This window comes from Microbacterium martis, from assembly GCF_047246685.1.
GTDB lineage: Bacteria > Actinomycetota > Actinomycetes > Actinomycetales > Microbacteriaceae > Microbacterium.
The window spans coordinates 781,774-806,628 of the sequence record NZ_JBFOKT010000001.1 but is presented as its reverse complement, the minus strand read 5'-3'; the positions used below and the strand labels follow the sequence as shown (position 1 = coordinate 806,628).

Below are 24,855 nucleotides of genomic sequence, written 5' to 3'. Positions count from 1 at the left end.
GCGAGGGGCGCCGACCCCGGGTTCAGTGCTGCGCGGCCTGAACCTCGCGCAACCGGGCGAACACCTGGTCACGCAGCTCCTCGGGAGCCGTCTCCTTGCACGCCCGGGCGATCACCTCGGTGAGCGTGGTCGCGACGAGGGCCTCGTCCCGGCACGCCGGGCAGTTCTCGAGATGCTCGCGGATCTCGGCGTGCTCGGTCTTGCACACCTCGTTGCGGAGGTACTCCTCCAGATCCTGACGGGCCTTGTCGCAGCCGCAGTCGCTCATTTCTCACTCCTCGTGTCAGCCGCGGCGATGCCCCGCTCCGCGGCGTACTCGGCCAGCAGCTCCCGCAGCATCCGCCTGCCACGGTGCAGGCGACTCATCACGGTGCCGATGGGGGTCTTCATGATGTCGGCGATCTCCTGGTAGGCGAATCCCTCGACATCGGCGAAGTAGACGGCCAGGCGGAAGTCCTCCGGCAGGGACTGCAGGGCGTCCTTGACGACGGATGCCGGCATGTGATCGATCGCCTCGGCCTCGGCGGAGCGCCCGTGCGATGCCGTGGTCGACTCCGCGCCGCCGAGCTGCCAGTCCTCGAGCTCGTCGATCGTCCCCTGGAACGGCTCGCGCTGACGCTTGCGATAGATGTTGATGTACGTGTTCGTGAGGATCCGGTACAACCACGCCTTCAGGTTGGTCCCCTGAGTGAACGTCGCCCACGAGCCGTAGGCCTTCACGAAGGTCTCCTGCACGAGGTCGGCGGCATCCGCCGGGTTGCGCGTCATGCGCATCGCGGCGGCGTACAGCTGGTCCATGAAGGGCAGCGCCTGCTCCTCGAACTCGCGCCGAGGGTCGCTGACGGTCTCTGCGGTTGCGGTGTCATCCATCACCGGCCAGTCTAGGCCGCTGATGTCGAGCGTCCCGCGTTCCAGCGTGCCCAGCATCGACTCTCCTTGATCGCGCGCGACCCCGCTTCCCACGCGGCGGGGGCCGTCTTCACTAGAGTGAGAACCGATGAGCGCCCAGAGGTATTCCCCGCCCCGTGTCCACGGCGCGTACGCCGCGCCCACCGTCGACCGGGCGCTGCGCGCCGAGCTCACCATCCCCGGGTCCAAGTCGCTCACGAATCGCGAACTCATCATCGCCGCGATCGCCGACGGTCCTGGGCGCCTGATCGCACCCCTGCACTCCGACGACTCGGCCCGCATGGTCGACGCGCTGCGCGCGCTCGGGGTGGGCGTCGAAGAGGTCGACGGCGGGCACGAGTTCGGTCCCGATCTCGTGGTCACGCCCGCACGACTCGAGGGCGGCACCACGGTCGACTGCGGACAGGCCGGCACCGTCATGCGGTTCATCGCGCCCCTGGCGGGGCTCGCCGAGCACGACGTGCACCTCACCGCGCACGAGACGGCCCTGCACCGCCCGATGGGAGGGCTGATCAGCGCGCTCCGCGATCTGGGAGTCGACATCGACGACGAGGGCACCTGGGCGCTTCCGTTCACGATCCGCGGGCACGGGCGCATCCGCGGCGGCCGCGTCGAGATCGACGCCTCCGCGTCGAGCCAGTTCGTGTCCGGACTCCTCCTCGCGGCACCGCGGTTCGACGTCGGCCTCCACCTCGTGCACACGGGCGAGCACCTTCCCAGCCTCCCGCACATCGACATGACGATCGAGGCGCTGAGCCGACGCGGCATCCGCATCGAGCGGCCCGGCGTCGGAGAGTGGCTGGTCGAAGCGGGCGTGCCGCGGGCCAAGGAGATCGCGATCGAGCCCGATCTCTCGAACGCGGCGCCCTTCCTCGCGGCCGCGCTCGTCACGGGCGGCTCCGTCGCGATCACCGGCTGGCCGGCGCACTCGACCCAGCCGGGCGCCCTGCTGCCCGAGATCCTCCAGGCCATGGGCGCGCACGTCGGCCGCCACGGCGGAACGCTCACCGTGCGCGCGGGTTCGGGCATCCGCGGACTCGACATGGACCTCTCCGCCGCCAGCGAGCTGACTCCCACGCTCGCAGGCCTCGCCGCCTTCGCCGAGACGCCGACGACCCTGCGCGGCATCGGGCACATCCGTCGCCACGAGACCGATCGGATCGCCGCGCTGGTCGGCAATCTGCGCGCGCTCGGCGGAGAGGCCGAGGAGCTGCCCGACGGCCTGCGCATCATCCCCCGCCCGCTGCACGGCGGGGGCTGGGCCGCGCACCACGACCATCGGATGGCGACGACCGGCGCGCTCATCGGTCTGCGCGTCGCCGACATCGAGATCGACGACATCGGGACCACCGCGAAGACCCTGCCGGAGTTCACGATGCTCTGGGAGCGGATGCTGGGTGGCTGACCGATGAGCTGGCTCGACGACGCCGACGACCTCGAGGACGACTTCGAGGACTACGACGAGAGCAGCATCCGGACCCGTCCGAACCCGAAGGCGAACCGGCCGCGCACCAAACGACGCCCCGCTCACGAGGACGCCAGGATCGGCCGGGTGCTCGGGGTCGATCGCGGCCGGTACTCGGTGCTTCTCGACGAGGACTCCGACGCCGAGCACACGATCACCGCGGTCCGCGCACGAGAGCTGAGGCGGACGCCGATCGTCACCGGCGACCGGGCGCGCGTCGTGGGCGACACCTCCGGCGAGGAGGGGACGCTCGGTCGCATCGTGGGGATCGTCGATCGCACGTCGCTGCTGCGTCGCAGCGCCGACGACACGGATCAGGTCGAGCGCGTCATCGTCGCCAACGCGGATCAGATGCTCGTCGTCGTCGCCGCGGCCGACCCGGAGCCGCGCGCGCGCCTCGTCGACCGCTACCTCGTCGCGGCCCTGGACGCCGGCATCCGCCCTCTCCTCGTCGTCACGAAGACCGACATCGCCGACCCGACCGACTTCCTCGCGCATTTCGACGGCCTCGATCTGCAGGTGTTCACCAGCGCGCGCGACGAGATGCCCGTCGACCGGATCGGGGCGGCACTGGTCGGTCATTCGACGGTCTTCGTGGGGCATTCCGGGGTGGGGAAATCCACCCTCGTGAACGCGCTCGTCCCGTCGGCCGAGCGGGCCACCGGGCACGTGAATGAGGTGACCGGGCGGGGTCGCCACACGTCGTCGTCCACGGTCTCCCTGCGCTATCACGGGTCGACGGGGACAGGGTGGGTGATCGATACCCCGGGCGTCCGCTCCTTCGGCCTCGGTCACGTGGATCCGGCGCACATCCTGGCCGCCTTCACCGAGCTCGCGGTGATCGCGGAAGACTGCCCCCGCGGATGCACGCACCTCGCCGATGCTCCCGACTGCGCACTGATCGAGGCGGCGGAGCGCGGTGAGCTGAGCGAGACGGGTCGCGCGCGGCTCGACTCCCTGCAGCGACTGCTGCAGACGTTCGCCGACAAGGCCGAGCAGACCCCCGGCCGATAGGCTGGAGGGGTGACTGAGCGCCTCGACATCGGATCCCCCGCCCCCGACTTCACCCTCCTCGACCAGGACGGCGCCGAGGTCTCTCTCGCCGACCTGCGGGGCCGCAAGACGGTGCTGTACTTCTACCCCGCGGCCATGACGCCGGGCTGCACCACCCAGGCATGCGACTTCCGCGACAGCATGGGCGCCCTGCAGGGCTCCGGCTACCGGGTGATCGGCATCTCGCGCGACGAGCCGTCGAAGCTCGCCGAGTTCCGCGATCGCGACGCGCTCACCTTCACGCTCCTGAGCGACCCCGACCACGCGGTGCACTCCGCCTACGGGGCCTGGGGAGAGAAGATGAACTACGGCAAGGTCGTCGAGGGTGCGATCCGCTCGACCGTGGTCATCGACGAGGAGGGGGTCGTCACCCTCGCCCTCTCCAACGTGAAGGCCACCGGGCATGTCGCCCGGCTGCGGAGGCTCCTCGGCATCGACGCCTGACCGGCGCCGGACAAGGGCGGGTCACTCGGCGGCCGCTCGCCCGCCCTCACGTCGCGCGCTGGCGATGAGGAGTCCGAAGCCCACGAGCCCCGGCAGCCCGACCGCGACGACGAACAGCCACGGGATCGGCTGCATCGAGAGGGAGGCCACGGCGAGGGCGACCGCCAGCACCTGGAACACCACGCCTCCGGAGCGGGCCCACGACCTGCCGGCCCGGGTCCCGGCGGCGAACGCGATCAGGGCCGCGGCGCCGATCAGGGTGAGCGCGATCAGGGCGACCGCCGTGGGGAGGGATGCCGCGTCGCCGGCGCCGAGCCCCGTGAGCTCGATCACCGCGAACACCAGCAGCGCGACTCCCTCGGCAGCGAGAACGCCGGCGGCGGCGAGGGCGAGCCCGGGTGAGCGCACGATGGGTCTCCTGAGAATCGAGTGGGAAGGCGGAAAATCCTTGATTTCGCGGGCTCCATGTAACAGAATGGACAGCGTCATGTGCTCCCACAGCGGCGTGGGGCGGGCCACTCGCCCGCATCACAATACGCGGGCGTCCGTCCGCATATCACCAGGGTAACTGAACCCGAACAGTCGCCCGAAACTGAGCAGTCGCGTCGCGACATCTCAAGCAATCCACACCGAGGAGCCCCCATGGACTGGCGTGACAAAGCCGCCTGCCTGACCGTCGATCCCGAACTGTTCTTCCCGGTCGGGAACACCGGACCCGCCGTCGACCAGATCGAGAAGGCGAAGGCGGTCTGCGCCACCTGCACCGTGACCGAGATCTGCCTGCAGTACGCCCTCGAGAGCAGTCAGGACTCCGGCGTCTGGGGCGGCCTGTCCGAAGACGAGCGCCGCGCCCTCAAGCGCCGCGCCGCACGCGCGCGACGCGCTTCCTGAACTCCTCGAAAGCGGCCCGAGATCCTCTCGGGCCGCTTTCGTCTGTGCGGAGCGGGCGAGGCGGTCAGGGCTGCAGCCACCGCAGCGGGATGTCGATGACCACCTCGGTGCCCTCGCCCTCGCTCCCCCGCCACTCGATCGTCCCGCCGAGCTCGCCCTGGATCAGCGTGCGGATGATCTGGGTGCCCAGCCCTTGGCCGATTCGCCCCTCGGGCAACCCGAGACCGGTGTCGTGCACCGTCACGCGCAGGTTGTCCTCGGTGCGCGTCGCGTCGATGGTGACCAGTCCCTCCGTGCCCGCGAGTCCGTGCTCGACGGCGTTGGTCACGACCTCGGTGAGAGCGAGGGCCAACGGCGTCGCGTATTCGCTGGGCAGCACGCCGAACCGGCCGGTCGACTGGGTGCGAGCGCGGGTGTTGGGCGCGGAGGCGACCTCGGCGACGAGCTTCAGCACGCGGTGGAACACCTCGTCGAAGTCGACCTTCTGCGTCAGTCCCTGAGCCAGCGTGTCGTGTACGACGGCGATCGAGTCGACGCGCCGCATCGCCTGCGTCAGCGCGTCCCTGGCCTCGTCGGAGTGGGTCCGCCGTGCCTGGATGCGCAGGAGCGACGCGACCGTCTGCAGGTTGTTCTTGACCCGATGGTGGATCTCACGGATGGTCGCATCCTTGGTGATGAGCTCCTGCTCCTGGTGCCGCAGCTCCGACACGTCGCGGCAGAGGACGATCGCCCCGATCCGCGTGCCGCGGTCCTTCAGGGGGATGGCTCGCAGCGACACGGTCACCCCGCGCGCCTCGATGTCGGTGCGCCAGGGCGCGCGGCCCGTGACGACCACGGGCAGCGACTCGTCGACCTGCCGCGACGGCGGCACGAGCCGCGTCGTGACCTCGGCGAGCGACTCCCCCTCGAGCTCGTCGTCGAAGCCCATGCGGTTGAACGCCGAGAGTGCGTTGGGGCTCGCGAAGGTGGTGATCCCGTCGACGTCGATGCGGATCAGGCCGTCCGACGCGCGAGGCGCCCCGCGCCGCGGCGACGTCGGTGCGGCGAGGTCGGGGAAGCTGCCGTCGGCGATCATCCGGAACAGGTCGTTGGCGCAGTCCTCGAACGTGATCTGCTGACGCGACGGGGTGCGCGTCTCGCCGAGGTTCGTGTGCCTGGTCACGACGCCGATGACGACGGGGGCCGCGTCGTCCGCGCGGCGCTCCTGCACGATCGGCACCGCACGCACGCGCGTCGGGGTCTCCTCGAACCAGTCCGGCGAAGACGAGTCGACGATCGCCGCCGACTCGAACGCGCCCTGCACCTGAGTGCGCCACTGCGGCCGGACCCGTTCCCCGACGATGTCGCGATAGAACAGCGTGGCGGCGCCGCTGGGCCGCGCGTGAGCGACGGCGATGAACGAGCCGTCGTCGGTCTGGATCCAGATGACGATGTCCGCCGAAGCGAGATCCGCGAGCAGCTGACCGTCGCCGGCGAGACGATGGAGCCACTCGACGTCGCCGTCGGTCAAGATGCCCTGGGCGTGGGCGAGATCACTGAGGGTTGACACCCCACCAGCCTAGGGGCGACCGTCTCAGAGGATGGCCAGGGAGCTCGCGCGCCACCGCCGGTCCAGTCCCTCCAGACGGATGGCCACGGCCCGCGTCCGGCCCGGGCCGGCGACGACCACGACCGCCTCGATGATGCCGTCGAGCGGCTGCCCGATGCGCATCGAGAGGATTTCGAAGATCGGACGCGCGGGGGCGACGCCCCGCGCGCTGCGCGCCCGGGCCGACAGGTTCGCCCGGGTCACGAGACTGCGGAACGCGTCTTCGCTGAACCACCGGGCGAGCTGGTCGACCTCGCGGACGCCGGCCAGCACCTCGAGAACGCCGTGCGTCAGGCTGCGCAGCAGGGGTGCGGGGTCGGGGAGCTCGGCCGTGGACGTCGGCTGCGGGGCGAAGTACTCGTGAAGCATCATCATGGGAACTCTCAGTCGTTGAAACTGCGAGTCAGTAGAGCATGGCGCGGGGGCGCACTCCGGGGCCTTCGCGAAGGAATGTGGATAACTCGTACATGGCCGACGGGCCTCGCCTACGCTCGGTCGGATGCACTGGGATCGCCTGTTCGAAGACCTCGAAGGTCAGCTCGCCTCCGAGTGGGAGGCGGAGCGGGCGGCTCTCGACGCGGAGTCCGAGAGACTGCGGATCGCACGCCTCGATATGCGCGCCCGACTGCGGATGCTGTGCGCCGCCGGAGCCGAGGTCACCGTCGACCTCGCAGACGCCCGGCGGGTGCCCGTGACCCTGCGCAGCCTCGGTGCGGACTGGATCGCCGCGACGTCACGCGTCGCGACGGGTTCCGCGCCCGCTGCCACGCTCCTCATCCCCCATGACGCGATCACCGGTATCGCTCTCGACCACGGACTGCTCCTGGACAGTCTCGACGAGAGGCCCGGCCACGACCTCGCCCTGCGGGAGCGCATGACGCTCGGGTTCGTGCTGCGCGACCTCGCGCGACGTCGTGCGGCGGTGCGCCTGAGCCTGCGGATCGGCGACGATCTGCACGGCACGATCGACCGGGCGGCCGCGGACCATCTCGACCTCGCGCTGCACGACGCGGGTGATGCGCGCCGTGCGGCATCCGTCCACGGGTTCCGCGTCATCCCCTTCTCGGCGCTCGTGGCGGTGCGAACGCTCGGCGATCACCTGGTGTGAGCTGACGACGTGCCCCACACCTCGGGGAAGCTCGCGGTCTGCGACTGCCGCCAGAGCGCCATCCGCCGCGAGGTCTCCGACTGCTCGGCGAGGTACTCCTCGATGCTCGACTCCTCGACCCGCCATCTCGGCGGCGCGCCGAGCTGCGAGCCGCGCAGACGGCCCTCGTGCACGAGAGCGATCACCTCGTCGACGCCGATGCCCAGGAGCTCGGCGACCTGAGCGGGGGCGCGGAACCGCGGGGGGGACGCGGGCGAATGTGCCATGGTGCCATTGTCCCCCACCGTGGTCTGCGGGCCCCGGCCGGCCGCCCCCTGTGGATAACTCGGCAGGAGGGCGACCGAGTTCTGTGACGATACTCCCATGGCTGTCCTCTCCCGTCCTCAGCGCGCGTTCTGGGGCGACGTCCGGTTCCTCGTCGGCATCGTGTTGGTGGCGCTGTCCGTCGGCGGAGTGTGGCTGCTCGTCGCGGCATCCGACGACACGACGCCGGTGCTGCAGGCGAAACGGACCATCACTCCGGGCGAGATCCTCGAGGCCGGCGACTTCCAGGTGATCGAGGTCGGGCTGGGGCCCGTGACCGGCGACTACCTCGCCCCACAGGATCTGGAGCCGGGCCGCATCGCCTCCCGCACTCTGCAGAAGGGCGAGCTCGTGCCCTCGGGCGTGCTCGCCGACGCCGCGGAGAGCCGTCGCACGACGGTGGTGGTCGAGAGCAGCACCAGCCTCCCCGAAGAGGTCGTGGCGGGAACGGTCGTCGAGGTGTGGCATGCGCCTCCGCTCGACGACGGACGGTCGTTCGACGAGCCGCGCATCCTCGTCGCCGAGGTCATCGTGCGTGCGGTGGTCGAGGCCGACGGCATGCTCGCCGCCGAGGAGACGCAAGTGGAACTCGTCATCGATCGCGCCGACGTCGCCGAGGTGCTCTCCGCCATCACGGGCGGATCGACGCTCTCGGTCGTTCCCGTCCGATCCGGCTCATGATCGGCGTCATCGTGGCGATCGCGCAGCCCCGGGCGCGGGAACTCGCCATCGAACTCGAGTGGGAGGGCATCCGCGTCGTGGCGATCGCGCCGCCTACCGCACCGATCGAGCTCGCGCCGGGCGTACACGCGATCGTGGTTCCCGCGAGCCGCGACGTCCTGTCAGCTCAGCTGATCGCGGCGTGCGATCGGGCCGGAGTGCGGATCGTCGCACTCGGCAGCTCGGAGAGTCGCCTGGTCGGCCGGCTGGGCCTCGCAGCGGCGCTGCCGCCGGAAGCGGCCGGGTGGGAAGTGGCTCGGGCGCTCGTCACCGACGCGCCCGAGCCCGAGCCCGTGCCGGCCGCCTCCGCGCCGCGGGTGACCGCGGTCTGGGGCTCGCAGGGTGCCCCCGGCCGCTCGACCGTCGCCATCCAACTCGCCGTCGAACTGGCGCGTACCGGGCGCAGCACCGCCGTGATCGACGCCGACACCGTCGCCCCCTCCGTCGCGCTGCTCCTCGGTCTCGGCGACGATGTCCCCGGCGTCGCGGCGGCCTGCCGACGGGCTGAACTCGGCACCCTCGACCCGGCGGAGCTGAGCCGACTGGCGGTCACGGTCCCCAGCAGCGGCGGCGCGATCGAAGTGCTCGCGGGGATCAATCGACCGAGCCGCTGGCCGGAGCTGTCGGCGGGCCGCGTCGGCGCGACGCTGCGCGCCTGCCGCGGGTGGGTGGAGGAGACGGTGGTCGACGTCGCCGCGTCCTTCGACGCCGACGACGAGGTGACCAGCGACATCGCCGGTCCCCGACGGCACGCGGCGACCTCGACCGTGCTGCGCGAGGCCGATTCCATCATCGCGGTCGCCTCAGCCGATCCGCTGGGGATCAGCAGGTTCTTGCGCGATCACGCCGAGCTGCGACGGATCTCGTCCGCCGCGCCCGTGACCGTGGTGGTCAACCGCGTCCGCCCCGGCCCCCTCGGCATCGACGCACGCGGTCAGGTGCGGCGCACGCTCGAGCGATTCGCCGGCATCACCGACGTCGTCTTCCTGCCCTTCGATCAGCGCGCGGCCGATGCGGCACTGCTGCACGGGCGGCCCATGGCCGACGTCACACCGCGATCGCCGTTGGTGGCGGCGGTGCGTCGCCTGGCCACCGGGTCGTCACCTCGTCGGCGCGACGAGAGCGCTACTGGCGATAGCTCGCGAGGAAGTTCCCCAGTCGTTCGACGGCTTCGCTCAGCACTCGCGGCTCGGGGAGGGTCACCAGTCTCAGGTGGTCCGGCGTCGGCCAGTTGAACCCCGTCCCCTGCACCAGCAGGATGTGCTCCGCGACGAGCAGGTCGTACACCAGCTTCGCGTCGTCGCGGATCTCGTGGACGTTCGGGTCGAGTCTCGGGAAGGCGTACAGCGCCCCCTCGGGCTTCACGCACGACACCCCGGGGATGGCCTCCAGGCCCTGCCAGGCGATGTCGCGCTGCTCGTGCAGCCGACCGCTGGGGGCGATCAGCGCGTCGATGGACTGAACGCCCGAGAGAGCGGCCTGCACCGCGTGCTGGGCGGGGACGTTCGGACACAGCCTCGTCGACGCGAGAAGCGTGATGCCCTCCAGGAACCCCTTGGCGTGATCCTGGGGACCGGAGATGACGAGCCACCCCGACCGGTATCCGGCGACGCGGTAGGTCTTGGAGAGGCCGTTGAAGGTGAGGCACAGGAGATCGGGGGCCAGAGTCGCCGTCGGGATGTGCTCCGCGCCGTCGAACAGGATGCGATCGTAGATCTCGTCCGAGAGCAGCAGCAGCTGGTTCTCACGGGCGATCTGCACGAGGCCCTCGAGGATCTCTCGCGAGTACACCACACCGGTCGGGTTGTTCGGATTGATGATGACGATCGCCTTGGTCCGTGGCGTGACCTTCGACCGGATGTCCTCGAGGTCGGGCTGCCAGCCGTCGTCCTCGTCGCAGAGGTAGTGCACGGGGGTCCCGCCCGCGAGGCTCGTCATCGCCGTCCACAGAGGGTAGTCCGGCGCCGGGATGAGCACCTCGTCGCCCTCGTCGAGCAGTGCCTGCATGGTCATCGTGATGAGCTCGGAGACGCCGTTGCCGAGGTACACGTCATCGGGATCGATGCGCGGGAATCCCTCGATCTGCTCGTAGCGGCCGACGATGGCGCGACGAGCCGAGATGATGCCCTTGCTCTCGCTGTAGCCGTGCGCGGTCGGGAGGGCGGCGAGCATGTCGTGCACGATCTGGTGCGGCGCGTCGAAGCCGAAGATCGCGGGGTTGCCGGTGTTGAGCTTGAGGATCTTGTGACCCTCCGCCTCGAGACGCGCCGCCTCGACGAGGGCGTTTCCGCGGATCTCGTACAGGACGTTCTTGAGCTTCGACGACTGGTCGAAGTGGCGCGTTGGTGTCATCGGCCAAGCCTACAGCGACGAGGAGGGGGCCGGTCCGGTGCGGATCGGCCCCCTCCTCGTCGGGCTCACCTCTTGTTCTTCTTCTCCTGCGCTCGTCGCTGCTCACGGTTCGCGGGAGCAGGAGCGGGGGCATCCGTCCGCTGGCCGAAGGCGCCGCGCGGGGCCTCCCGGGCCTCGTCCTGCGGAGAGGGCGTCCGCGCGGCCGCCGCCTGACGCAGCCGGTCGGTGGCCGCCTGCTGCACCTGGCCGCGGTCGTTGCGGACCTCGACCTCGCCGGCGTCGTTCGCCGCGGAGTACTCGAGGCGCTGATCGCCCGCGCCGTCGGCGAGCCCCTTGGCCTCGACCTCGGCGGTCTGCGAGTCGCCGGCACGGCGCACCTCGACCTCGAGGTTGTAGAGATAGCCGACCGACTCCTCCTTGATCTGGCCCATCATCGACTGGAACATCGCGTACCCCTCGCGCTGATACTCGATCAGCGGGTCGCGCTGCGCCATGGCGCGCAGTCCGATGCCGTCTTTGAGGTAGTCCATCTCGTACAGGTGGTCGCGCCAGCGGCGGTCGAGCACCTGCAGCACCACGCGCCGCTCGAGTTCGCGCGTCGCGGCCTCGCCGAGCGACTCCTCGCGCTTCTCATAGGCGATCTTGGCGTCGGAGAGCAGTTCGCGCGTCAGGCCGTCGGCGGTGATGCCGCCCTTGCGGCCCGCCGCCTCCGACACCACCTCGTCGATCGTCACGCCGACGGGGTACAGCGTCTTCAGCTCGGTCCACAGCGCGTCGAAATCCCAGCTCTCGTTGTGCCCCTCGCCGGTGTGATCGCGCACGACGCCGCTGATCGCGTCTTCGATGAAGTGCTGCACGCGGTCGGCGATGTCGTCGCCCTGCAGGATGTGACGACGGTCGGCGTAGATGGCCTCGCGCTGGCGGTTGAGCACGTCGTCGTACTTGAGCACGTTCTTGCGCATCTCGGCGTTGCGCGCCTCGACCTGCGACTGCGCGCTGCGGATCGCCCGCGACACCAGGCCGGACTCGATCGGCACGTCGTCGGGGAAGTTGGTGCGGGCGAGGATCGCCTCCGCGGCCCCCGACTGGAACAGCCGCATCAAGTCATCGGTGAGGCTGAGGTAGAAGCGGCTCTCACCCGGGTCGCCCTGACGGCCCGAGCGTCCGCGGAGCTGGTTGTCGATGCGCCGGGACTCGTGGCGCTCGGTGCCCAGCACATAGAGTCCACCGGCCTCGATGACCTTCTCAGCCTCCTCCGCGACGACGGCCTTCATCGCCTCGTAGGTCTCGTCCCACGCGACCTCGTACTCCTCGGGGGTCTCGACGGGGTCGAGGCCCTTGCCCTTGAGTTCCTGCACGGCGAGGAACTCCGCGTTCCCGCCGAGCATGATGTCGGTTCCACGACCGGCCATGTTGGTGGCGACGGTGACCGCGCCCAGGCGTCCCGCGCGCGCGACGATCTCTGCCTCGCGCGCGTGGTTCTTCGCGTTGAGGACCTCGTGCTTGATGCCCTTCTTCGCGAGCAGACGCGACAGGTACTCGCTCTTCTCGACGCTCACGGTTCCGACGAGCACCGGCTGGCCGCTCGCGTGACGGTCGGCGATGTCCTCGACGACCTGGGCGAACTTCGCCGTCTCGTTCTTGTAGACCAGGTCGGACTGGTCCTTGCGGATCATCGGCCGGTTGGTGGGGATGGGGATGACGCCGAGCTTGTACGTCGACATGAACTCGGCGGCCTCGGTCTCGGCGGTACCGGTCATGCCGGCGAGCTTGTCGTACAGGCGGAAGTAGTTCTGCAGCGTCACGGTGGCGAGGGTCTGGTTCTCCGCCTTGACCGGCACGCCCTCCTTGGCCTCTATCGCCTGATGGATGCCCTCGTTGTAGCGGCGTCCGACGAGGATGCGGCCGGTGTGCTCGTCGACGATCATGACCTCGTCGTTCATCACGACGTAGTCGGTGTCCTTCTTGAAGAGCGCGAGCGCCTTGATCGAGTTGTTGAGGAACGAGATGAGGGGCGTGTTCGCCGACTCGTAGAGGTTGTCGATGCCGAGGTAGTCCTCGACCTTCTCGATGCCGGGCTCGAGCACACCGACCGTGCGCTTCTTCTCGTCGACCTCGTAGTCCTCACCCGCCTCGAGGGTGCGCGCGATCTTGGCGAACTCGGCGAACCAGCGGTTCGCCTCGCCCGACGACGGACCCGAGATGATCAGCGGCGTCCGGGCCTCGTCGATCAGGATCGAGTCGACCTCGTCGACGATCGCGAAGAAGTGCTCGCGCTGGACCAGGTCCTCCTTGCGCCACGCCATGTTGTCGCGCAGGTAGTCGAATCCGAACTCGTTGTTGGTGCCGTAGGTGATGTCGGCGGCGTACTGCTCCCGACGCACCGCCGGGGTCTGACCCGAGACGATGATGCCCGTCGTCATGCCGAGGGCACGGAAGACGCGGCCCATGAGCTCGGCCTGATAGCTCGCGAGGAAGTCGTTCACGGTGATGACGTGCACGCCCTTGCCCGCGATGGCGTTCAGATAGGCCGGGAACGTGGCCACGAGCGTCTTGCCTTCACCGGTCTTCATCTCGGCGATGTTGCCGAGGTGCAGCGCCGCACCGCCCATGATCTGCACGTCGTAGGCGCGCATGCCCAGGGTGCGCTTGGCCGCCTCGCGCACGGCGGCGAAGGCCTCGGGCATCAGCTGGTCGAGCGTCTCCCCCTTGTCGAAGCGCGCGCGCAGTTCGGTGGTCTCGTTGCGCAGCTCGTCATCGGTGAGCTTCGCGATGTCCTCTTCCAGCGCGCCCACTGCCTTGACCACCTGATTGAGTCGGCGGATGACCCGCCCTTCTCCGGCGCGCAGCAGCTTCTCAAGAGGATTGGCCACGGATGTCATCTCCCTGTCAGTGGGTAAATCGCCGGGCCGTCGATCGACGTGCGCCAGGCATACCTCGCCATGTTACCGGCCTGTGACCTGCACGTCGCCTGCATGGGAGTCTGCGCGTCGGACCGCGGGATTGCCCGGTATCCATATACTCGGTATCGCGTCGCACAGCACGCGGGTCGGAGGAGGACATGTCGGTTCGTCAGAGCCTGCTCGCCATCCTCGATCAGGGCCCCTGCTACGGCTACCAGCTGCGGCACGAGTTCGACCGCCGCACGGGTGCGACGTGGTCGCTCAACGTCGGTCAGATCTACAACACGCTGGAGCGTCTCGAACGCGACGGCCTGGTGCGCCGCGGGGATGCCGACGCCCAGGGGCACGTCTACTGGTCGATCACGGACGACGGTTCGGCCGACGTCGCGCGCTGGTGGGCATCGCCGGTCGAGCGCGATGCCGTCGCCCGCGACGAACTGGCGATGAAGCTCGCGGTGGCTGCGACCCTCCCGGGCGTCGATCTCGATGCGGTGCTGGGCGCGCAGCGCGCGGCGAGCGAGGGGCGGCTCGACTCGCTGCGCAGCAGGGCCGATCCGTCGCGCGACGACGCCGGGCCCGAGGCGCTCACGCGTGCGCTGATCCTCGATTCCCTGGTCTTCGCCGCCGAGGCGGAGGTCCGCTGGCTCGACCGCGTGGAGGAGCGTCTGCGCGCGCACCCGCAGCATGCGATGGCGCTCGAGCTCACCGCGGAACGTCCCCGACGCGGACGCCCCGCGACACGCGCCGCGGCCGACGCCTGACGCGCGGCGGAGATCCGTTCGCCCGGAGCGGATGCTCCGCCTCGCGCACGCCGGGGAAACTAGGATCGGGACATGGCAGGAATTTGGGGCAGGCGCAAACGCGAACAGGAAGAACTCGCCGCACAGGACGCCGATCTGGCGCGTCGGGCGGAGCAGGCGCTCGTCGGCGCCGATGAGCGCATCCGGACGACCTCCGATGAGCTCGCCTTCGCCGAGGCCGAGCTGGGCGAATCCCTGACCGCCGACCTCCGCGCCGCACTGACGGCCGTGCGCACGCACCTGCGCGAGGCGTTCCAGCTGCATCAGCTGAACCACGACGAGATCCCCGACACGCCGGAGGAGCTCCGCACGCGCAACGCACGCATCCTGCAGCTGTGCGACTGGGCGCAGGATCTCCTCGACGAGAAGACCTCGGTGCTCGCCGATTCCGTCGCCAGGGTGCGGCGGGCTCCCGAGATCATCGCCCAGGTCCGAGCGGATGCCGCGGCCCTCAGCTCGCGCATCCCGCAGACGAACGACACCATCGAGCGTCTGTCGGCGCGATACGCCGAATCGGCCATGCACCAGATCACGGCCAGCGCCGCGGAGGCGGAGCAGCTGATCGCGTTCGCGACGCACAGCGCCGACATCTCGGAGCGCCGCCGGGCGGCGAAGCAGAACGAAGAAGCGAACCTCGCGCTCGAGACGGCGACGGAGGCGACGCGCCGGGCCTCCGCCCTCCTCGACGCCGTGGAGGACTTCGAGATCGAGGCGCTGCGCGCCGAATCCACCCTCGCCGAAGTGGTGGCGGATTCGCGGGGCGACCTGATCGCCGCACGCAGCGCTCCCCCGGTCCCTGCCGTCGCCGAGGCGGTGACTGCTCTGCAGGCAGCGCTGAGCGCGCTCACCCCCGCGGGGACGCCGAACGATCCGTTCGCCGAGCTGTCGCAGCTGCGCAGCGCGAACTCCGCCCTCGACGCGGCGATCGCGAAGGCACGGCACCGGGCCGAGAATCCTCTGCCCAGCGTGGCGCAGGTGCAGCACGCCATCGATGACGCGGACCGCCAGCTGGGCGTGGCACGCGGGCTCATCGCGGGACACCGAGGGTGGATCGGCGCCGACGCGCGCACGCGACTCGCCGAGGCGGAGCGCCTGCGCGTCGACCTCTCCGACCTCCTTCCCGCGGAGGAGACCCGCGAGCAGGCGCTCGCGCAGGCCCGTCGCGTCGCTCACCTGGCCTCCGAGGCCCTGCAGCTGGCCCAGCGCGACATCGACTCCTCTCGTCCCGACGACCAGGGCTGGGGCGGTGGCGGCGGCTGGGGAGGTGGCGGCGGCTGGGGAGGTCGTCCCCGCGGAGGCGGCGGCGACATCGCGTCCGGCATCCTGGGCGGCCTCGTGATCGGCGGCCTCCTGGACGGCATGTTCGACTGACCCTCGACGGGGCATCGTCACGGCGAACGGCCCGCCCCCTGCCGGGGACGGGCCGTCGTGCGTATCAGCTCAGGAAGCCAGCGCCTCCGCCGGCGGGGCCTGCGTGCTCAGCGCGATGACGCCGTAGTCCCAGCCCTTGCGACGGTAGACGACGCTGGGATGGTCGGTGCGCGCGTCGACGAAGAGGAAGAAGTCGTGCCCGACCAGTTCCATCCGGTCGACGGCCTCCTCGACCGTCATCCATTCGGCGTCGAAGTTCTTGGTGCGGATGACGACGGGCGAGTACGCCTCCTCCTCGGGGCTCTGGACCGGGATGCTCCCGGTCGCCACCGCGCGCAGGACGTCGGCCGACGCTGGCTGCACGTCGATGCCCTCGAGCTCGCCCGTGCCCTTCTCGAAGTGGGCGCCGCGCGGGTGCTGGCGTCCGTCGACGCGCTTCTCCTTCGCGCGCCGCAGCTGCTCGCACATCTTGTCGATCGCGAGGTCGAGGGCGACGAACTTGTCTCCGTCCGTGGCCTCGGCGCGGACCACCGGCCCCTTGCCGACGAGCGTGAGCTCGACCGTCTCCTCCGGAACGTGCCCGTTGCGGAACACCCGGTGGGTGACCTTGACGTCGAGCCGTTGCGCGCGACTCGCGAACGTCTCGACCCTGGCGATCTTCTCCTCGACAACGGTTCGGAAGCGATCGGTGATACCCACTCCGACGCCGACGATGCTCGTTTCCATTGCTGTCTCCTTGTCCCGGTCCACCCGGCCAAGGGCGGACCGTTGTCGCCTTGTGGTCCCCCACCGTAGTCCGCATGTCGAAGGAAGTCACGACCCGGTTTCGCCGTGTCGCCCGGGAGTTGCCGATGAGTCCGCTCCGAATCCGGCCCGACGCGGCGTGGCGGCGAGCGCCACGGCGGACATCACGCGGAAGCCCGCGACGTCGAGGGCGCGCGCCGCTTCGTCGAGGGTGGCGCCGGTGGTGACGACGTCGTCGACGAGGACGACCCTGGCCCCCTCGACGACGCGGCGGGAACGGATGCTGCCGCGGACGTTGGCCGCTCGCTGGCCGGCGTCGAGACCGCGTTGATCGACCGGCCGCCGGCCGACCGTGAGCACGCGTTGCGGCCGCTCGCCGGCCCGTCTGATCAGCAGGTCGGGCACGCGGTAGCCGCGCCGACGGAAGGCCGAGCGCGACGTCGGGACCGGCACGATCCAGGTGCACGGATCGATGAGCGGATGCAGCACCGTGCCGAGCGCCGCTCCGAGGGGACGGGCGAGCAGCGTGTCGCCCTCCCCCTTGAGTCGCCGGATGCATCGAGCGGCGATCCCCTCGTAGGCGAGCGCCGCGTGGACCGTGAGGCCCGCGCGGGTCGCGGTGACCCGCGGCACGGGAGCCAGTTCGGCCGTGCACGCGCGACAGAGCAGCCGGCCCGGCTCTCCGCATCCCGCGCAGGAAGCCGCGAGGAGGAAGGCGGCGAGTTCTCCGCCCCACCCGTGCATCACAGAGAAGGAGGGCATGCGACGATCATGGATGGAGCGAGGACCCGTGCGGCGGCATCGTCGCCGTTTCCGGGGACGGCCGACCGGATCGGCGAGGCGTGCAGGAGGAGTGCGCGATCACTCCCCGGTGCGGGTCGCGAGGACCGACACGCCCGTCGCCACCTCGCGCCACGCCGAGCCGGCATGCGCGAAGAGCTGCCCCCCGACACCGAGCACGCGGACCCCCGCCGAGGCGCGCGCGCCGGCGATCGAGAAGGCGTCTCCGGGAGCCGCCTCCGAGGCGCCCGGCCCGCCGACCATCTGATTGAGCACCTGCGGGCTCTGCGGATCGACGAGAACGGCCAGTCGCTCCGTCCCCACCCACGACAGCCCCAGGGCCACGGCGGAGAGCTGCGTCAGCTGCTTCAGGTCTCCGAGCTCGACGGGAAGGCCGGCCGCATCACGGATCACCGCCGCCACGACGACCCAGCGCTGCTGGCCCACCGTGATCACCGCCGCCACCCGCGCGCCGTCCGGGGAGACGCGCATGTCCGAGATCTGCGACGCGTTCGGCCATGCGTTCGCCACCGCGTGCGCCACCACATCACCCCCGGTGGCCTGCAGCGCGTCGGGATCGCCCGTCGGCACCGTCCACGTGTAGCCGAACGGATCGAGGGTCGGCTCGATGAGCCCCGGACGAGCGTCGAGCTCGTCGCGATTGCCGTCGCCGACGAGGTACACGTGCCCGTCGGCGAGCTGAACCGCCGCGGTGGAATCGTCGATCGCGACGTCGATCGAGGCGATGGGCTGGTCGATGGCGAGGATCTGCTCGGAGATGCCGGGGATGGGCGAGATCTCGTCGCCGACGATCCGGCCGAATGCGCCGTCGCGCAGGATCAGGGTGCCCGCCTCCGGCGGATCGTCGATCAGCTCCACGACACCGGCATCGACCGTCCGACCGTCCACCGTGAAGCGCACCTGCGACACCGCGACCCCCGCCGCGCGCAGCGTCGCCTGGAGCTGGGTCCGCATCCGGGAGAGCGTGACCTGGTCGAGCCCGCTCGCCGGACGGGTCAGCGCCACCTCGGCCACCTGATCCGTGATCGGCACGGCATCCTGCGCCAGCTGCACGTCGGCGGGGAACGCCGACTGCACCGCCGGATCGAGCCAGGCGCTGGGAGACCCGCCGATCAGCGCCTGCGTCACGGTCGTCGCCGCGCTCTGGCGACGGGGGAACCAGCGCACATCCGGCACCAGACGCGCCCATCCGCTGTCGAAGTACTGCAGCGCGTAGCCCTCGTAGACGTTCGGGAACCGCTGCTCGTCGATCACGATGCCGTCGGGCGCCTTCGTGATGCGCCACTCCCCGTCTTCCCTCCGCTCCAGGGTGAACATCACATTCGACGCTCCGGGCGCCTCGGAGTAGGCGCCCGACTCGTCGACGCTCGCGACCAGGTCGAGGAGCACCTGCACCTCGGCCGTCTCCGCGTCGTCGACGGCATCGACCGGCACCGACGAGGTGAGGACGCGGGTGTCGGTCCCGGCGTCCACCGACACGCCCTCCCCGGGGCGCCACACCCGCTGCAGCGGCGGCGCGAGGAATTCGCGCGCCGTGCCCCAGTTGTCGGACGTGGTGATGCCGGCTTCGAGGAAGCCCTCGACGATCTCCTGCGGCCCCGCCCCCGCGATCGGTCCCGAGGCGACCGGGAGGAAGTCGACGTCCTGCGTCGACTCGCCGAGCACGAGGCCCACGGTGACGTCGCCGCTCGTGGGAAGACCCGCGCAGGCCGGCAGCAGCAGCGCGGCGGCGGCCAGCGCCGCTCCGCGCAGCATCCGGGATGCTCTGCGCCTCGTCATGACTCGTCCATCCGCGTGAGCAGGTCGGGGGGCAGGTCGACCCACGACAGGGGCTGGGTCGCGTCTCCGATGTCGGAGCGGGACTGCGGCTCGACCGGGATCGGACTCGGACCCTCCAGAGCGCCGCCGTGACGCGGGATGGTGAGCACGAAGTTCGTGCCGACACCGAGCTCCGACCAGACGGCCAGCGTGCCGCCGTGCAGCGTCGCATCGCCCAGCGCGATCGACAGACCCAGCCCCGTACCGCCGATGGTGCGCTGCCGCGAGGGATCGGCCCGCCAGAACCGGTCGAACACGCGCTCGGCATCCGCAGGAAGCATCCCGAGACCGAAGTCGCGCACACCCGCCGCCACCGCGTGCTGATTGCTGTCGACGGTGACGACGATCGGCCGCCCCTCGCCGTGCTCGATCGCGTTGCCGATGAGATTGCGCAGCACCCGGCGCACGCGTCGGGGATCCATGTCGACCGGCGAGTACCCGCCGGGGGCCACCAGCCTCAGCTCGGTGCCGCGTCCCTCGGCCAGCGGATGCATCTGTTCGATGACGTCTTCGGCGATGTGCGCGAGGCTCGTCGCCTCGAGCTCCAGCTGCACGGAGCCCGCGTCGTACCGGCTGATCTCGAGCAGGTCGGACAGCAGGGTCTCGAAGCGCTGCACCTGGGTGTGGAGCAGCTCGGCCGTACGCGCCGTCGTGGGATCGAACTCCGCCCGCTGATCGTTGAGCATGTCGGCCGCGAGGCGGATCGTCGTCAACGGTGTCCGCAGCTCGTGCGAGACATCGGAGACGAAGCGCTGCTGCACCATCGACAGCTCCCCGAGCTCCTTGATCTGCGCCTCGATGCTGTCGGCCATCGCGTTGAACGACCGGCCGAGGGTCGCCAGCTCGTCCTCGCCGTGCACCTCGAGCCGCACCCCGAGGTCGCCGGCGGCGAGCCGCGCACTGGTCTCGGCCGCCTGGACGATCGGCGTCGCGACGGCGCGGAGGACGATCCACGAGATCGCCGCGATGATCGCGACCAGGCCGATTCCGGCGATCCAGAGCGTCCGCTGGACGAAGACGAGGGTCTGGTCGGCATCCTGCAGGTCGTAGGCGAAGTAGATGGCGAACGGACCGGCCTCCGGCACGTTCAGCTGCTGTCCGACGACGATGCCCGGCACCTCTCCGCCGCTGGCGAGCGGGAGGGCGACCGACTGCCACGCCTGCCGGTCGTCGAACTCCACGACGCGCGCTTCGAGCTCCGGGCTGAGCCTGTTCCTGCTCAATCCGGCCGTGAACCCGTTCAGGCGCACGCCGTCGGTCACGGTCTCGATCCGGAAGCCGGCCAGCTGGTCGGTGCTCGACGTCCGCGCCAGATTCGCCTGGATGCCGCTCCACAGCTCGGCGAGGGCCGCGGGGTCGTCGCCGACCTCTGCCACGTCGAGGATGTCCTGAGCCTGATCGACGGCTCGCCGCGCGTCCTGGAGCGCGACGTTCTTGCGGGAGACGAAGAGATCGTTCTGGATCACCAGTGCCATCGTGACGCAGGTGATGAAGATCGCCAGCGACGTGGCGAGGAGGGTGATCGAGAGGGTGCGGAACCGGAGCGAGCGGCGCCACAGCGCCGACAGCACGGACGGCCAGCCGCGCCAGTCGCGCAGGACGGCGACCGCCGTGGTGGTCGCTCCGGTCGCGGCCATGCTGCCCCTAGCCGACGCTCCCGGCGCGATAGCCCACGCCGCGCACCGTCATCACGATCTTCGGATTGTCCGGGTCGAGCTCGACCTTGGCGCGCAGACGCTGCACGTGCACGTTCACCAGACGGGTGTCGGCCTTGTAGTGGTACCCCCACACCTGCTCGAGCAGCATCTCGCGGGAGAACACCTGCTGCGGCTTGGACGCGAGGGCCACCAGCAGCTGGAACTCGAGCGGCGTGAGCGCGATCGAGGTCGTGCCGCGACGCACCTCGTGGGCGTCGACGTCGACGATGAGGTCGCCGACCTTCAGCTGCTCGCTGGTGGTCTGCGGCGTCGGTCGCAGCCGGGTGCGGATCCGCGCGACGAGCTCCTTCGGATTGAACGGCTTGACCATGTAGTCGTCGGCGCCGACCTCGAGGCCGCGCACCACGTCGGCGGTGTCGCTGCGCGCGGTGAGCATGAGGATCGGCACTCCGGATTCCGCGCGGATGCGGGTGCAGATCTCGATGCCGTCCATGCCGGGGAGCATGAGATCGAGCAGCACCAGATCGGGACGCTGCGCACGCCACTCGTCGACCGCACGCGCACCGTCGGCGCAGAACACCGGTTCGAAACCCTCGGTGCGCAGCACGATGCCGATCATCTCGGCGAGCGCGGTGTCGTCGTCGACCACGAGGATGCGTGAGGTCATAACAGTTACCTTATGGCACCCAGTCTCGCCTTCTCCGGTCTCCGCACCACGTACGGGGATATGACACGATGGGAGCGCTCGACGGAGGGAGCGCTGTGACCGGCCAGACGTGGACCCCTGCCCCGAAGAAGGGCGTCATCCCGCTGCATCCGCTGACGTTCGGCATGCTGCTGGGCAAGGCGTTCGCCGCCCTGCGGCACAATCCGAAGGTGCTGTTCGGGTTCGCCGTCGTCATCCAGCTCGTCGTCGTGATCGCGACCGCCGGCATCATGGGCGTGGTCCTGTTCACCACGTTCTCGCGACTGTCGACCGTCTCGCCCGCCTCTCCGGATTTCGAGGCCGTGCTCGCCGGGACGATCGCGATCAACGCCATCGCCGGCATCCTCCTCGGGCTCGCGTCGATCGCGTTCACCGCCATGATGCAGGGCGTCGTCGCGGCCGAGATCGGCTTCGCGTCGGTCGGCGTGAAGGCGAGCCTGCGGATGCTGTGGCGGAGGATGGCGCCCGCCTTCTGGCGTCTGGCCGGATTCGCGTCGCTCGCGGTCATCGCCGTCTTCGGCGTGTTCACGGTCGTCGCGCTGATCATCGGCGCGTTCATCGCGGGCGGCCTGGGGGGGACCGTCGAGATGGTCGGGCTGATCGTGCTCGTGGTGCTCCTGGTCGCCGCGGCGTTCATTCCGCTGAGCATCTGGCTCAGCACGAAGCTCATGCTCGTCCCGTCGATCCTCGTGCTCGAGCGGGCACGGCTGCGCGACGCCCTCGTCCGCTCGTGGCGGCTGACCCGCGGACGCTTCTGGGTGGCCTTCGGCGTGGCCTTCCTCATCAGCGCGATCATGGGCCTCGCGATGCAGGTGGTCAGCCTGCCCGTCGCGATGCTGAGCTCGCTCCTCGGATCGGTGGTCGCCCCCACCGGCGCGGTCGAGCCCGGTGCCGTCATCGCGTTCGTCGTCACGCTCCTGGCCCCGCAGGTGCTGGTGCTGGTCCTGCAGGCCATCACCCTCGTCGTGCAGAGCACCGGAGCCGCGCTGGTCTATCTCGACTGCCGGATGCGGTACGAGGGACTCGATCAGACGCTGATCGCGCACGTGGAGCGCCGCGAGCTCGGGTGGTCGGACGATCAGCTCGGCGACCCGTTCGCCGTCGACCCGTCGCGCGCGGTCTCGAGCGCCCCTCCCCCTCGCCAGCTGCCCGAGCACCTGATGACCGCCCCGGCCCCGGGCGTTCCCATCGGGGCGCCCGTCGCCCCCGCGGTCTTCGCTCCCCCGCCCCCTCCGCCTCCGCATGCCGGTCCGACTGTCGCGCCGCCCCCGACCGACGGGCCGTGGACGCCGCCCGGCGGCGGCTGGGCGGCTCCGGGCAGCGGCGACGGGTCGGCATGATCGCGCGTCTCGACGAGGTCTGGGTCCCCGACGGCGACGAGGCGAGACGCTGGGCCGAGGAGGAACTCGCCGAGCCGCGCTATGCGGATGCCACGCCCACCTGGTTCGACCTCGTCGCCCGCGACATCGGGCGCTTCATCGCCGATCTCTTCAGTTCGCAGAACGGAGCCGGCGTCGGCCCGTCGGCACTGATCATCGTGAGCGTGATCGTCGTCGGAGCCCTCATCACGGCACTCATCGTCTGGGGCCGCCCGCGCGCCTCGCGCGCACGACGGCGATCGAGCGTCGACCTCCTCGGCGCCACCGATGACCGCAGCGCCGCCCAGCTCAGGGCCGACGCCGAGCGGAGCGCGCGCGACGGCGACTGGGACGCGGCGGTCGTTCTCCGCTACCGCGCCCTCGCCCGCGGGCTCCTCGAGCGAGACCTGATCGCCCCGGCGCCCGGTGCCACGGCGCAGTCGATCGCGCGGGAGGCGAGCGCGGCGTTCCCCGACGAGGGGGTCGCCCTGCGGGCCGCTGCGACGTCGTTCGACGACGTCCGCTATCTCCGGCACCCGGCGGACGAGCATCGCTACCACGAGCTCGCGGCGACGGATGATCGGCTGCGGGCCCGGCGCCTCGAGGCGGTGCCGGCGTGACCGTGCACGCCACCGCCGACGACGCGGTCTCCGCCACCGAGATGCCGCGACGGCGACTGCGGTCGGCCCTCGGGTGGGGTGCGATCGTCCTGCTCGTCCTCGTCGTCGCGGCGGTGTCGATCGGCGTGAGCGCCACCTCTCCCGCCGCAGGCGGCACGCTCGACCCCGAGGGCCGCGACGACACGGGCGCCCTCGCCGTCGCCGAGATCCTCCGCGACCGCGGAGTGGAGGTGACCGTCTCGCGCTCCCGGATCGACGCACGGGCGGCGATCGACGACGACACCACTCTCGTCATGACCAACCCCTTCACGCTGACGGACGACGGGCTCGCCGACCTCATCCGCCCGGCATCGCGGATCGTGGTCCTCTCCACCGGCACGCATCTGCTGGACCAGCTCGACATCGGCGAGAACGCCTCCGGGAGCACGACGTCGGCCGCCGCCGACTGCCCCGTCCCGGAGTTCGCCGAGGTGGGCACGATCCGTCCCGACCGGATGTTCTCGCCCGCCGACGGGGTCACGGCGTGCTTCGGCGACGCCGACGCCGGGGCCGTGCTCGTCGACGATCGCGACGACCGGCGCCGCGTGGTCGTCGAGGCGACGAAGCTGTTCAGCAACGCCTACCTCGCCGAGAACGGCAACGCCGCGCTCGCGCTGGCCCTGCTCGGCCAGACCGAGCGGGTCGTCTGGTACGTCCCGTCGTTCGACGACTCCGATATCGAGGGCCAGGCCCCGCAGGACGCCCTGGGCAGCCTCACCCCGGCGTGGGTGACGCCGGCCATCCTCCTGCTCCTCGCCGCCGGGATCGCCGCCGCGATCTGGCGCGGGCAGCGCTTCGGACCGCTCGTCGCCGAGACGCTCCCGGTGACGGTCCGCGCCTCGGAGACCATGCACGGGCGCGCGCGACTCACCGCGAGGGCTGCCGACGCGCCCCACGCCGCGTCCGCTCTGCGCGACGGCGCGCGTCGGCGACTGGCGCGGCGGCTCGGGCTCGCTGTGCACGCCGCGGTCGACGAGGTCGCCGACGCGGCATCCGATCGCCTCCGGATCCCGCGCGGTACGCTCCAGTCGCTGCTCGACGGCCCGCCGCCCGCCGATGACCGAGAGCTGATCGAGCTCGCACGGCGACTCGACGAGCTCGAAGACGCCGTCGACTCCGAGACCACCCGTTCCGCCCGTTCCACCCGACCATCCACCGCACAGAAGCCGAGGGAACCTCGTGACCGCTGACCATCCTCCCGTCG

At 70.7% G+C, this 24,855-nt stretch carries 25 protein-coding genes; 12 read left to right on the top strand and 13 right to left on the bottom strand.

What is annotated here, in order from left to right; translation table 11 throughout:
- Positions 1-22: 22 nt before the first annotated feature.
- Positions 23-268 carry a zf-HC2 domain-containing protein gene (locus AB3M90_RS03810; RefSeq protein WP_025103064.1) on the bottom strand — a complete coding sequence of 82 codons (246 nt, stop codon included), beginning with the start codon at positions 266-268 and terminating at the stop codon, positions 23-25.
- A complete protein-coding gene (locus tag AB3M90_RS03805; protein WP_412950038.1) occupies positions 265-927 on the bottom strand; it encodes a sigma-70 family RNA polymerase sigma factor in 663 nt (220 codons plus the stop codon). The genes AB3M90_RS03810 and AB3M90_RS03805 overlap by 4 nt, the downstream gene beginning before the upstream one ends.
- Positions 928-997: 70 nt before the next feature.
- Here AB3M90_RS03805 and aroA point away from each other — a divergent pair, with 70 nt between their 5' ends.
- Genes aroA through bcp form a run of 3 tightly spaced genes read left to right on the top strand, consistent with a single transcriptional unit; the run spans position 998 to position 3,871 of the window.
- Positions 998-2,314 carry a 3-phosphoshikimate 1-carboxyvinyltransferase gene (gene aroA, locus AB3M90_RS03800; protein ID WP_412950037.1) on the top strand — a complete coding sequence of 439 codons (1,317 nt, stop codon included), beginning with the start codon at positions 998-1,000 and terminating at the stop codon, positions 2,312-2,314.
- Between the two features lie 3 nt (positions 2,315-2,317).
- Complete coding sequence (rsgA, locus tag AB3M90_RS03795; protein ID WP_412950036.1) at positions 2,318-3,388, top strand: ribosome small subunit-dependent GTPase A; 1,071 nt, start codon at positions 2,318-2,320, stop codon at positions 3,386-3,388.
- A gap of 9 nt (positions 3,389-3,397) precedes the next feature.
- Entirely contained in the window at positions 3,398-3,871 is a 474-nt protein-coding gene (bcp, locus tag AB3M90_RS03790; protein ID WP_412950035.1) for a thioredoxin-dependent thiol peroxidase, read from the top strand.
- Between the two features lie 21 nt (positions 3,872-3,892).
- Here bcp and AB3M90_RS03785 read toward each other — a convergent pair whose 3' ends face one another.
- On the bottom strand, positions 3,893-4,279 hold the full coding sequence (locus AB3M90_RS03785; protein ID WP_412950034.1) for a hypothetical protein: 387 nt from the start codon (positions 4,277-4,279) through the stop codon (positions 3,893-3,895).
- A gap of 234 nt (positions 4,280-4,513) precedes the next feature.
- Between AB3M90_RS03785 and AB3M90_RS03780 the strand changes: the two genes are divergently transcribed.
- On the top strand, positions 4,514-4,762 hold the full coding sequence (locus tag AB3M90_RS03780; protein WP_136055103.1) for a WhiB family transcriptional regulator: 249 nt from the start codon (positions 4,514-4,516) through the stop codon (positions 4,760-4,762).
- A 64-nt stretch (positions 4,763-4,826) separates the two neighbouring features.
- On the opposite strand, the gene AB3M90_RS03775 is transcribed toward AB3M90_RS03780, so the two are convergent.
- Complete coding sequence (locus AB3M90_RS03775; protein WP_412950033.1) at positions 4,827-6,311, bottom strand: sensor histidine kinase; 1,485 nt, start codon at positions 6,309-6,311, stop codon at positions 4,827-4,829.
- 24 nt (positions 6,312-6,335) lie between these two features.
- The gene (locus AB3M90_RS03770; protein WP_412951212.1) at positions 6,336-6,722 is read right to left on the bottom strand and encodes an Rv3235 family protein; all 387 of its coding nucleotides are present in this window, start codon (positions 6,720-6,722) and stop codon (positions 6,336-6,338) included.
- Between the two features lie 127 nt (positions 6,723-6,849).
- Between AB3M90_RS03770 and AB3M90_RS03765 the strand changes: the two genes are divergently transcribed.
- Positions 6,850-7,458 carry a hypothetical protein gene (locus AB3M90_RS03765; protein WP_412950031.1) on the top strand — a complete coding sequence of 203 codons (609 nt, stop codon included), beginning with the start codon at positions 6,850-6,852 and terminating at the stop codon, positions 7,456-7,458.
- Here the strand turns inward: AB3M90_RS03765 and AB3M90_RS03760 are convergent.
- Positions 7,446-7,724 (bottom strand): helix-turn-helix domain-containing protein, encoded by a 279-nt coding sequence (locus AB3M90_RS03760; RefSeq protein ID WP_412950029.1) that lies wholly within the window; start codon positions 7,722-7,724, stop codon positions 7,446-7,448. The genes AB3M90_RS03765 and AB3M90_RS03760 overlap by 13 nt on opposite strands.
- A gap of 97 nt (positions 7,725-7,821) precedes the next feature.
- Between AB3M90_RS03760 and AB3M90_RS03755 the strand changes: the two genes are divergently transcribed.
- Positions 7,822-8,442: an SAF domain-containing protein gene (locus tag AB3M90_RS03755; RefSeq protein ID WP_412950028.1), complete on the top strand. Its 621-nt coding sequence runs from the start codon at positions 7,822-7,824 to the stop codon at positions 8,440-8,442.
- Positions 8,439-9,716 (top strand): CpaE/TadZ family protein, encoded by a 1,278-nt coding sequence (locus tag AB3M90_RS03750; protein ID WP_412950027.1) that lies wholly within the window; start codon positions 8,439-8,441, stop codon positions 9,714-9,716. The genes AB3M90_RS03755 and AB3M90_RS03750 overlap by 4 nt, the downstream gene beginning before the upstream one ends.
- On the opposite strand, the gene AB3M90_RS03745 is transcribed toward AB3M90_RS03750, so the two are convergent.
- The gene (locus tag AB3M90_RS03745) at positions 9,607-10,833 is read right to left on the bottom strand and encodes a pyridoxal phosphate-dependent aminotransferase (protein WP_412950026.1); all 1,227 of its coding nucleotides are present in this window, start codon (positions 10,831-10,833) and stop codon (positions 9,607-9,609) included. The two genes, AB3M90_RS03750 and AB3M90_RS03745, sit on opposite strands and share 110 nt — an antisense overlap.
- A gap of 65 nt (positions 10,834-10,898) precedes the next feature.
- The gene (gene secA / locus AB3M90_RS03740; protein WP_412950024.1) at positions 10,899-13,706 is read right to left on the bottom strand and encodes a preprotein translocase subunit SecA; all 2,808 of its coding nucleotides are present in this window, start codon (positions 13,704-13,706) and stop codon (positions 10,899-10,901) included.
- A gap of 188 nt (positions 13,707-13,894) precedes the next feature.
- Here secA and AB3M90_RS03735 point away from each other — a divergent pair, with 188 nt between their 5' ends.
- Positions 13,895-14,497, top strand: coding sequence for a PadR family transcriptional regulator (locus tag AB3M90_RS03735; protein WP_412950023.1), 603 nt, complete (start codon positions 13,895-13,897; stop codon positions 14,495-14,497).
- A 72-nt stretch (positions 14,498-14,569) separates the two neighbouring features.
- Positions 14,570-15,907 (top strand): coiled-coil domain-containing protein, encoded by a 1,338-nt coding sequence (locus AB3M90_RS03730; protein ID WP_412950021.1) that lies wholly within the window; start codon positions 14,570-14,572, stop codon positions 15,905-15,907.
- A 69-nt stretch (positions 15,908-15,976) separates the two neighbouring features.
- On the opposite strand, the gene hpf is transcribed toward AB3M90_RS03730, so the two are convergent.
- From hpf to mtrA, 5 genes are all read right to left on the bottom strand, one after another.
- Positions 15,977-16,633, bottom strand: a complete 657-nt coding sequence (hpf, locus tag AB3M90_RS03725; RefSeq protein ID WP_412950019.1) for a ribosome hibernation-promoting factor, HPF/YfiA family — start codon at positions 16,631-16,633, stop codon at positions 15,977-15,979.
- Between the two features lie 87 nt (positions 16,634-16,720).
- Positions 16,721-17,413, bottom strand: a complete 693-nt coding sequence (locus AB3M90_RS03720) for a ComF family protein (protein ID WP_412950017.1) — start codon at positions 17,411-17,413, stop codon at positions 16,721-16,723.
- 99 nt (positions 17,414-17,512) lie between these two features.
- Complete coding sequence (locus tag AB3M90_RS03715; protein ID WP_412950014.1) at positions 17,513-19,231, bottom strand: LpqB family beta-propeller domain-containing protein; 1,719 nt, start codon at positions 19,229-19,231, stop codon at positions 17,513-17,515.
- Positions 19,228-20,907, bottom strand: a complete 1,680-nt coding sequence (mtrB, locus tag AB3M90_RS03710; RefSeq protein ID WP_412950011.1) for an MtrAB system histidine kinase MtrB — start codon at positions 20,905-20,907, stop codon at positions 19,228-19,230. The genes AB3M90_RS03715 and mtrB overlap by 4 nt, the downstream gene beginning before the upstream one ends.
- 7 nt (positions 20,908-20,914) lie before the next feature.
- Positions 20,915-21,595: an MtrAB system response regulator MtrA gene (mtrA, locus tag AB3M90_RS03705; protein WP_412950008.1), complete on the bottom strand. Its 681-nt coding sequence runs from the start codon at positions 21,593-21,595 to the stop codon at positions 20,915-20,917.
- A 95-nt stretch (positions 21,596-21,690) separates the two neighbouring features.
- On the opposite strand from mtrA, the gene AB3M90_RS03700 reads away from it, so the two are divergent.
- The 3 genes from AB3M90_RS03700 to AB3M90_RS03690 are packed head-to-tail and all read left to right on the top strand — an operon-like array spanning position 21,691 to position 24,841.
- Complete coding sequence (locus AB3M90_RS03700; RefSeq protein ID WP_412950006.1) at positions 21,691-22,974, top strand: glycerophosphoryl diester phosphodiesterase membrane domain-containing protein; 1,284 nt, start codon at positions 21,691-21,693, stop codon at positions 22,972-22,974.
- Positions 22,971-23,612 (top strand): DUF4129 domain-containing protein, encoded by a 642-nt coding sequence (locus tag AB3M90_RS03695; protein WP_412950005.1) that lies wholly within the window; start codon positions 22,971-22,973, stop codon positions 23,610-23,612. The genes AB3M90_RS03700 and AB3M90_RS03695 overlap by 4 nt, the downstream gene beginning before the upstream one ends.
- Positions 23,609-24,841 carry a DUF4350 domain-containing protein gene (locus AB3M90_RS03690; protein WP_412950003.1) on the top strand — a complete coding sequence of 411 codons (1,233 nt, stop codon included), beginning with the start codon at positions 23,609-23,611 and terminating at the stop codon, positions 24,839-24,841. Before AB3M90_RS03695 ends, AB3M90_RS03690 begins: the two co-directional genes overlap by 4 nt.
- Positions 24,842-24,855 lie beyond the last annotated feature (14 nt).

Coding starts and splice junctions, on each gene's coding strand:
- AB3M90_RS03810 (WP_025103064.1), bottom strand. CDS start 268: ATGAGCGACTGCGGCTGCGACAAGGCCCGTCAGGATCTGGAGGAGTAC.
- AB3M90_RS03805 (WP_412950038.1), bottom strand. CDS start 927: ATGCTGGGCACGCTGGAACGCGGGACGCTCGACATCAGCGGCCTAGAC.
- aroA (WP_412950037.1), top strand. CDS start 998: ATGAGCGCCCAGAGGTATTCCCCGCCCCGTGTCCACGGCGCGTACGCC.
- rsgA (WP_412950036.1), top strand. CDS start 2,318: ATGAGCTGGCTCGACGACGCCGACGACCTCGAGGACGACTTCGAGGAC.
- AB3M90_RS03780 (WP_136055103.1), top strand. CDS start 4,514: ATGGACTGGCGTGACAAAGCCGCCTGCCTGACCGTCGATCCCGAACTG.
- AB3M90_RS03770 (WP_412951212.1), bottom strand. CDS start 6,722: ATGATGCTTCACGAGTACTTCGCCCCGCAGCCGACGTCCACGGCCGAG.
- AB3M90_RS03765 (WP_412950031.1), top strand. CDS start 6,850: ATGCACTGGGATCGCCTGTTCGAAGACCTCGAAGGTCAGCTCGCCTCC.
- AB3M90_RS03760 (WP_412950029.1), bottom strand. CDS start 7,724: ATGGCACATTCGCCCGCGTCCCCCCCGCGGTTCCGCGCCCCCGCTCAG.
- AB3M90_RS03755 (WP_412950028.1), top strand. CDS start 7,822: ATGGCTGTCCTCTCCCGTCCTCAGCGCGCGTTCTGGGGCGACGTCCGG.
- AB3M90_RS03750 (WP_412950027.1), top strand. CDS start 8,439: ATGATCGGCGTCATCGTGGCGATCGCGCAGCCCCGGGCGCGGGAACTC.
- AB3M90_RS03745 (WP_412950026.1), bottom strand. CDS start 10,833: ATGACACCAACGCGCCACTTCGACCAGTCGTCGAAGCTCAAGAACGTC.
- AB3M90_RS03735 (WP_412950023.1), top strand. CDS start 13,895: ATGTCGGTTCGTCAGAGCCTGCTCGCCATCCTCGATCAGGGCCCCTGC.
- AB3M90_RS03730 (WP_412950021.1), top strand. CDS start 14,570: ATGGCAGGAATTTGGGGCAGGCGCAAACGCGAACAGGAAGAACTCGCC.
- hpf (WP_412950019.1), bottom strand. CDS start 16,633: ATGGAAACGAGCATCGTCGGCGTCGGAGTGGGTATCACCGATCGCTTC.
- AB3M90_RS03720 (WP_412950017.1), bottom strand. CDS start 17,413: ATGCCCTCCTTCTCTGTGATGCACGGGTGGGGCGGAGAACTCGCCGCC.
- AB3M90_RS03715 (WP_412950014.1), bottom strand. CDS start 19,231: ATGACGAGGCGCAGAGCATCCCGGATGCTGCGCGGAGCGGCGCTGGCC.
- mtrB (WP_412950011.1), bottom strand. CDS start 20,907: ATGGCCGCGACCGGAGCGACCACCACGGCGGTCGCCGTCCTGCGCGAC.
- mtrA (WP_412950008.1), bottom strand. CDS start 21,595: ATGACCTCACGCATCCTCGTGGTCGACGACGACACCGCGCTCGCCGAG.
- AB3M90_RS03695 (WP_412950005.1), top strand. CDS start 22,971: ATGATCGCGCGTCTCGACGAGGTCTGGGTCCCCGACGGCGACGAGGCG.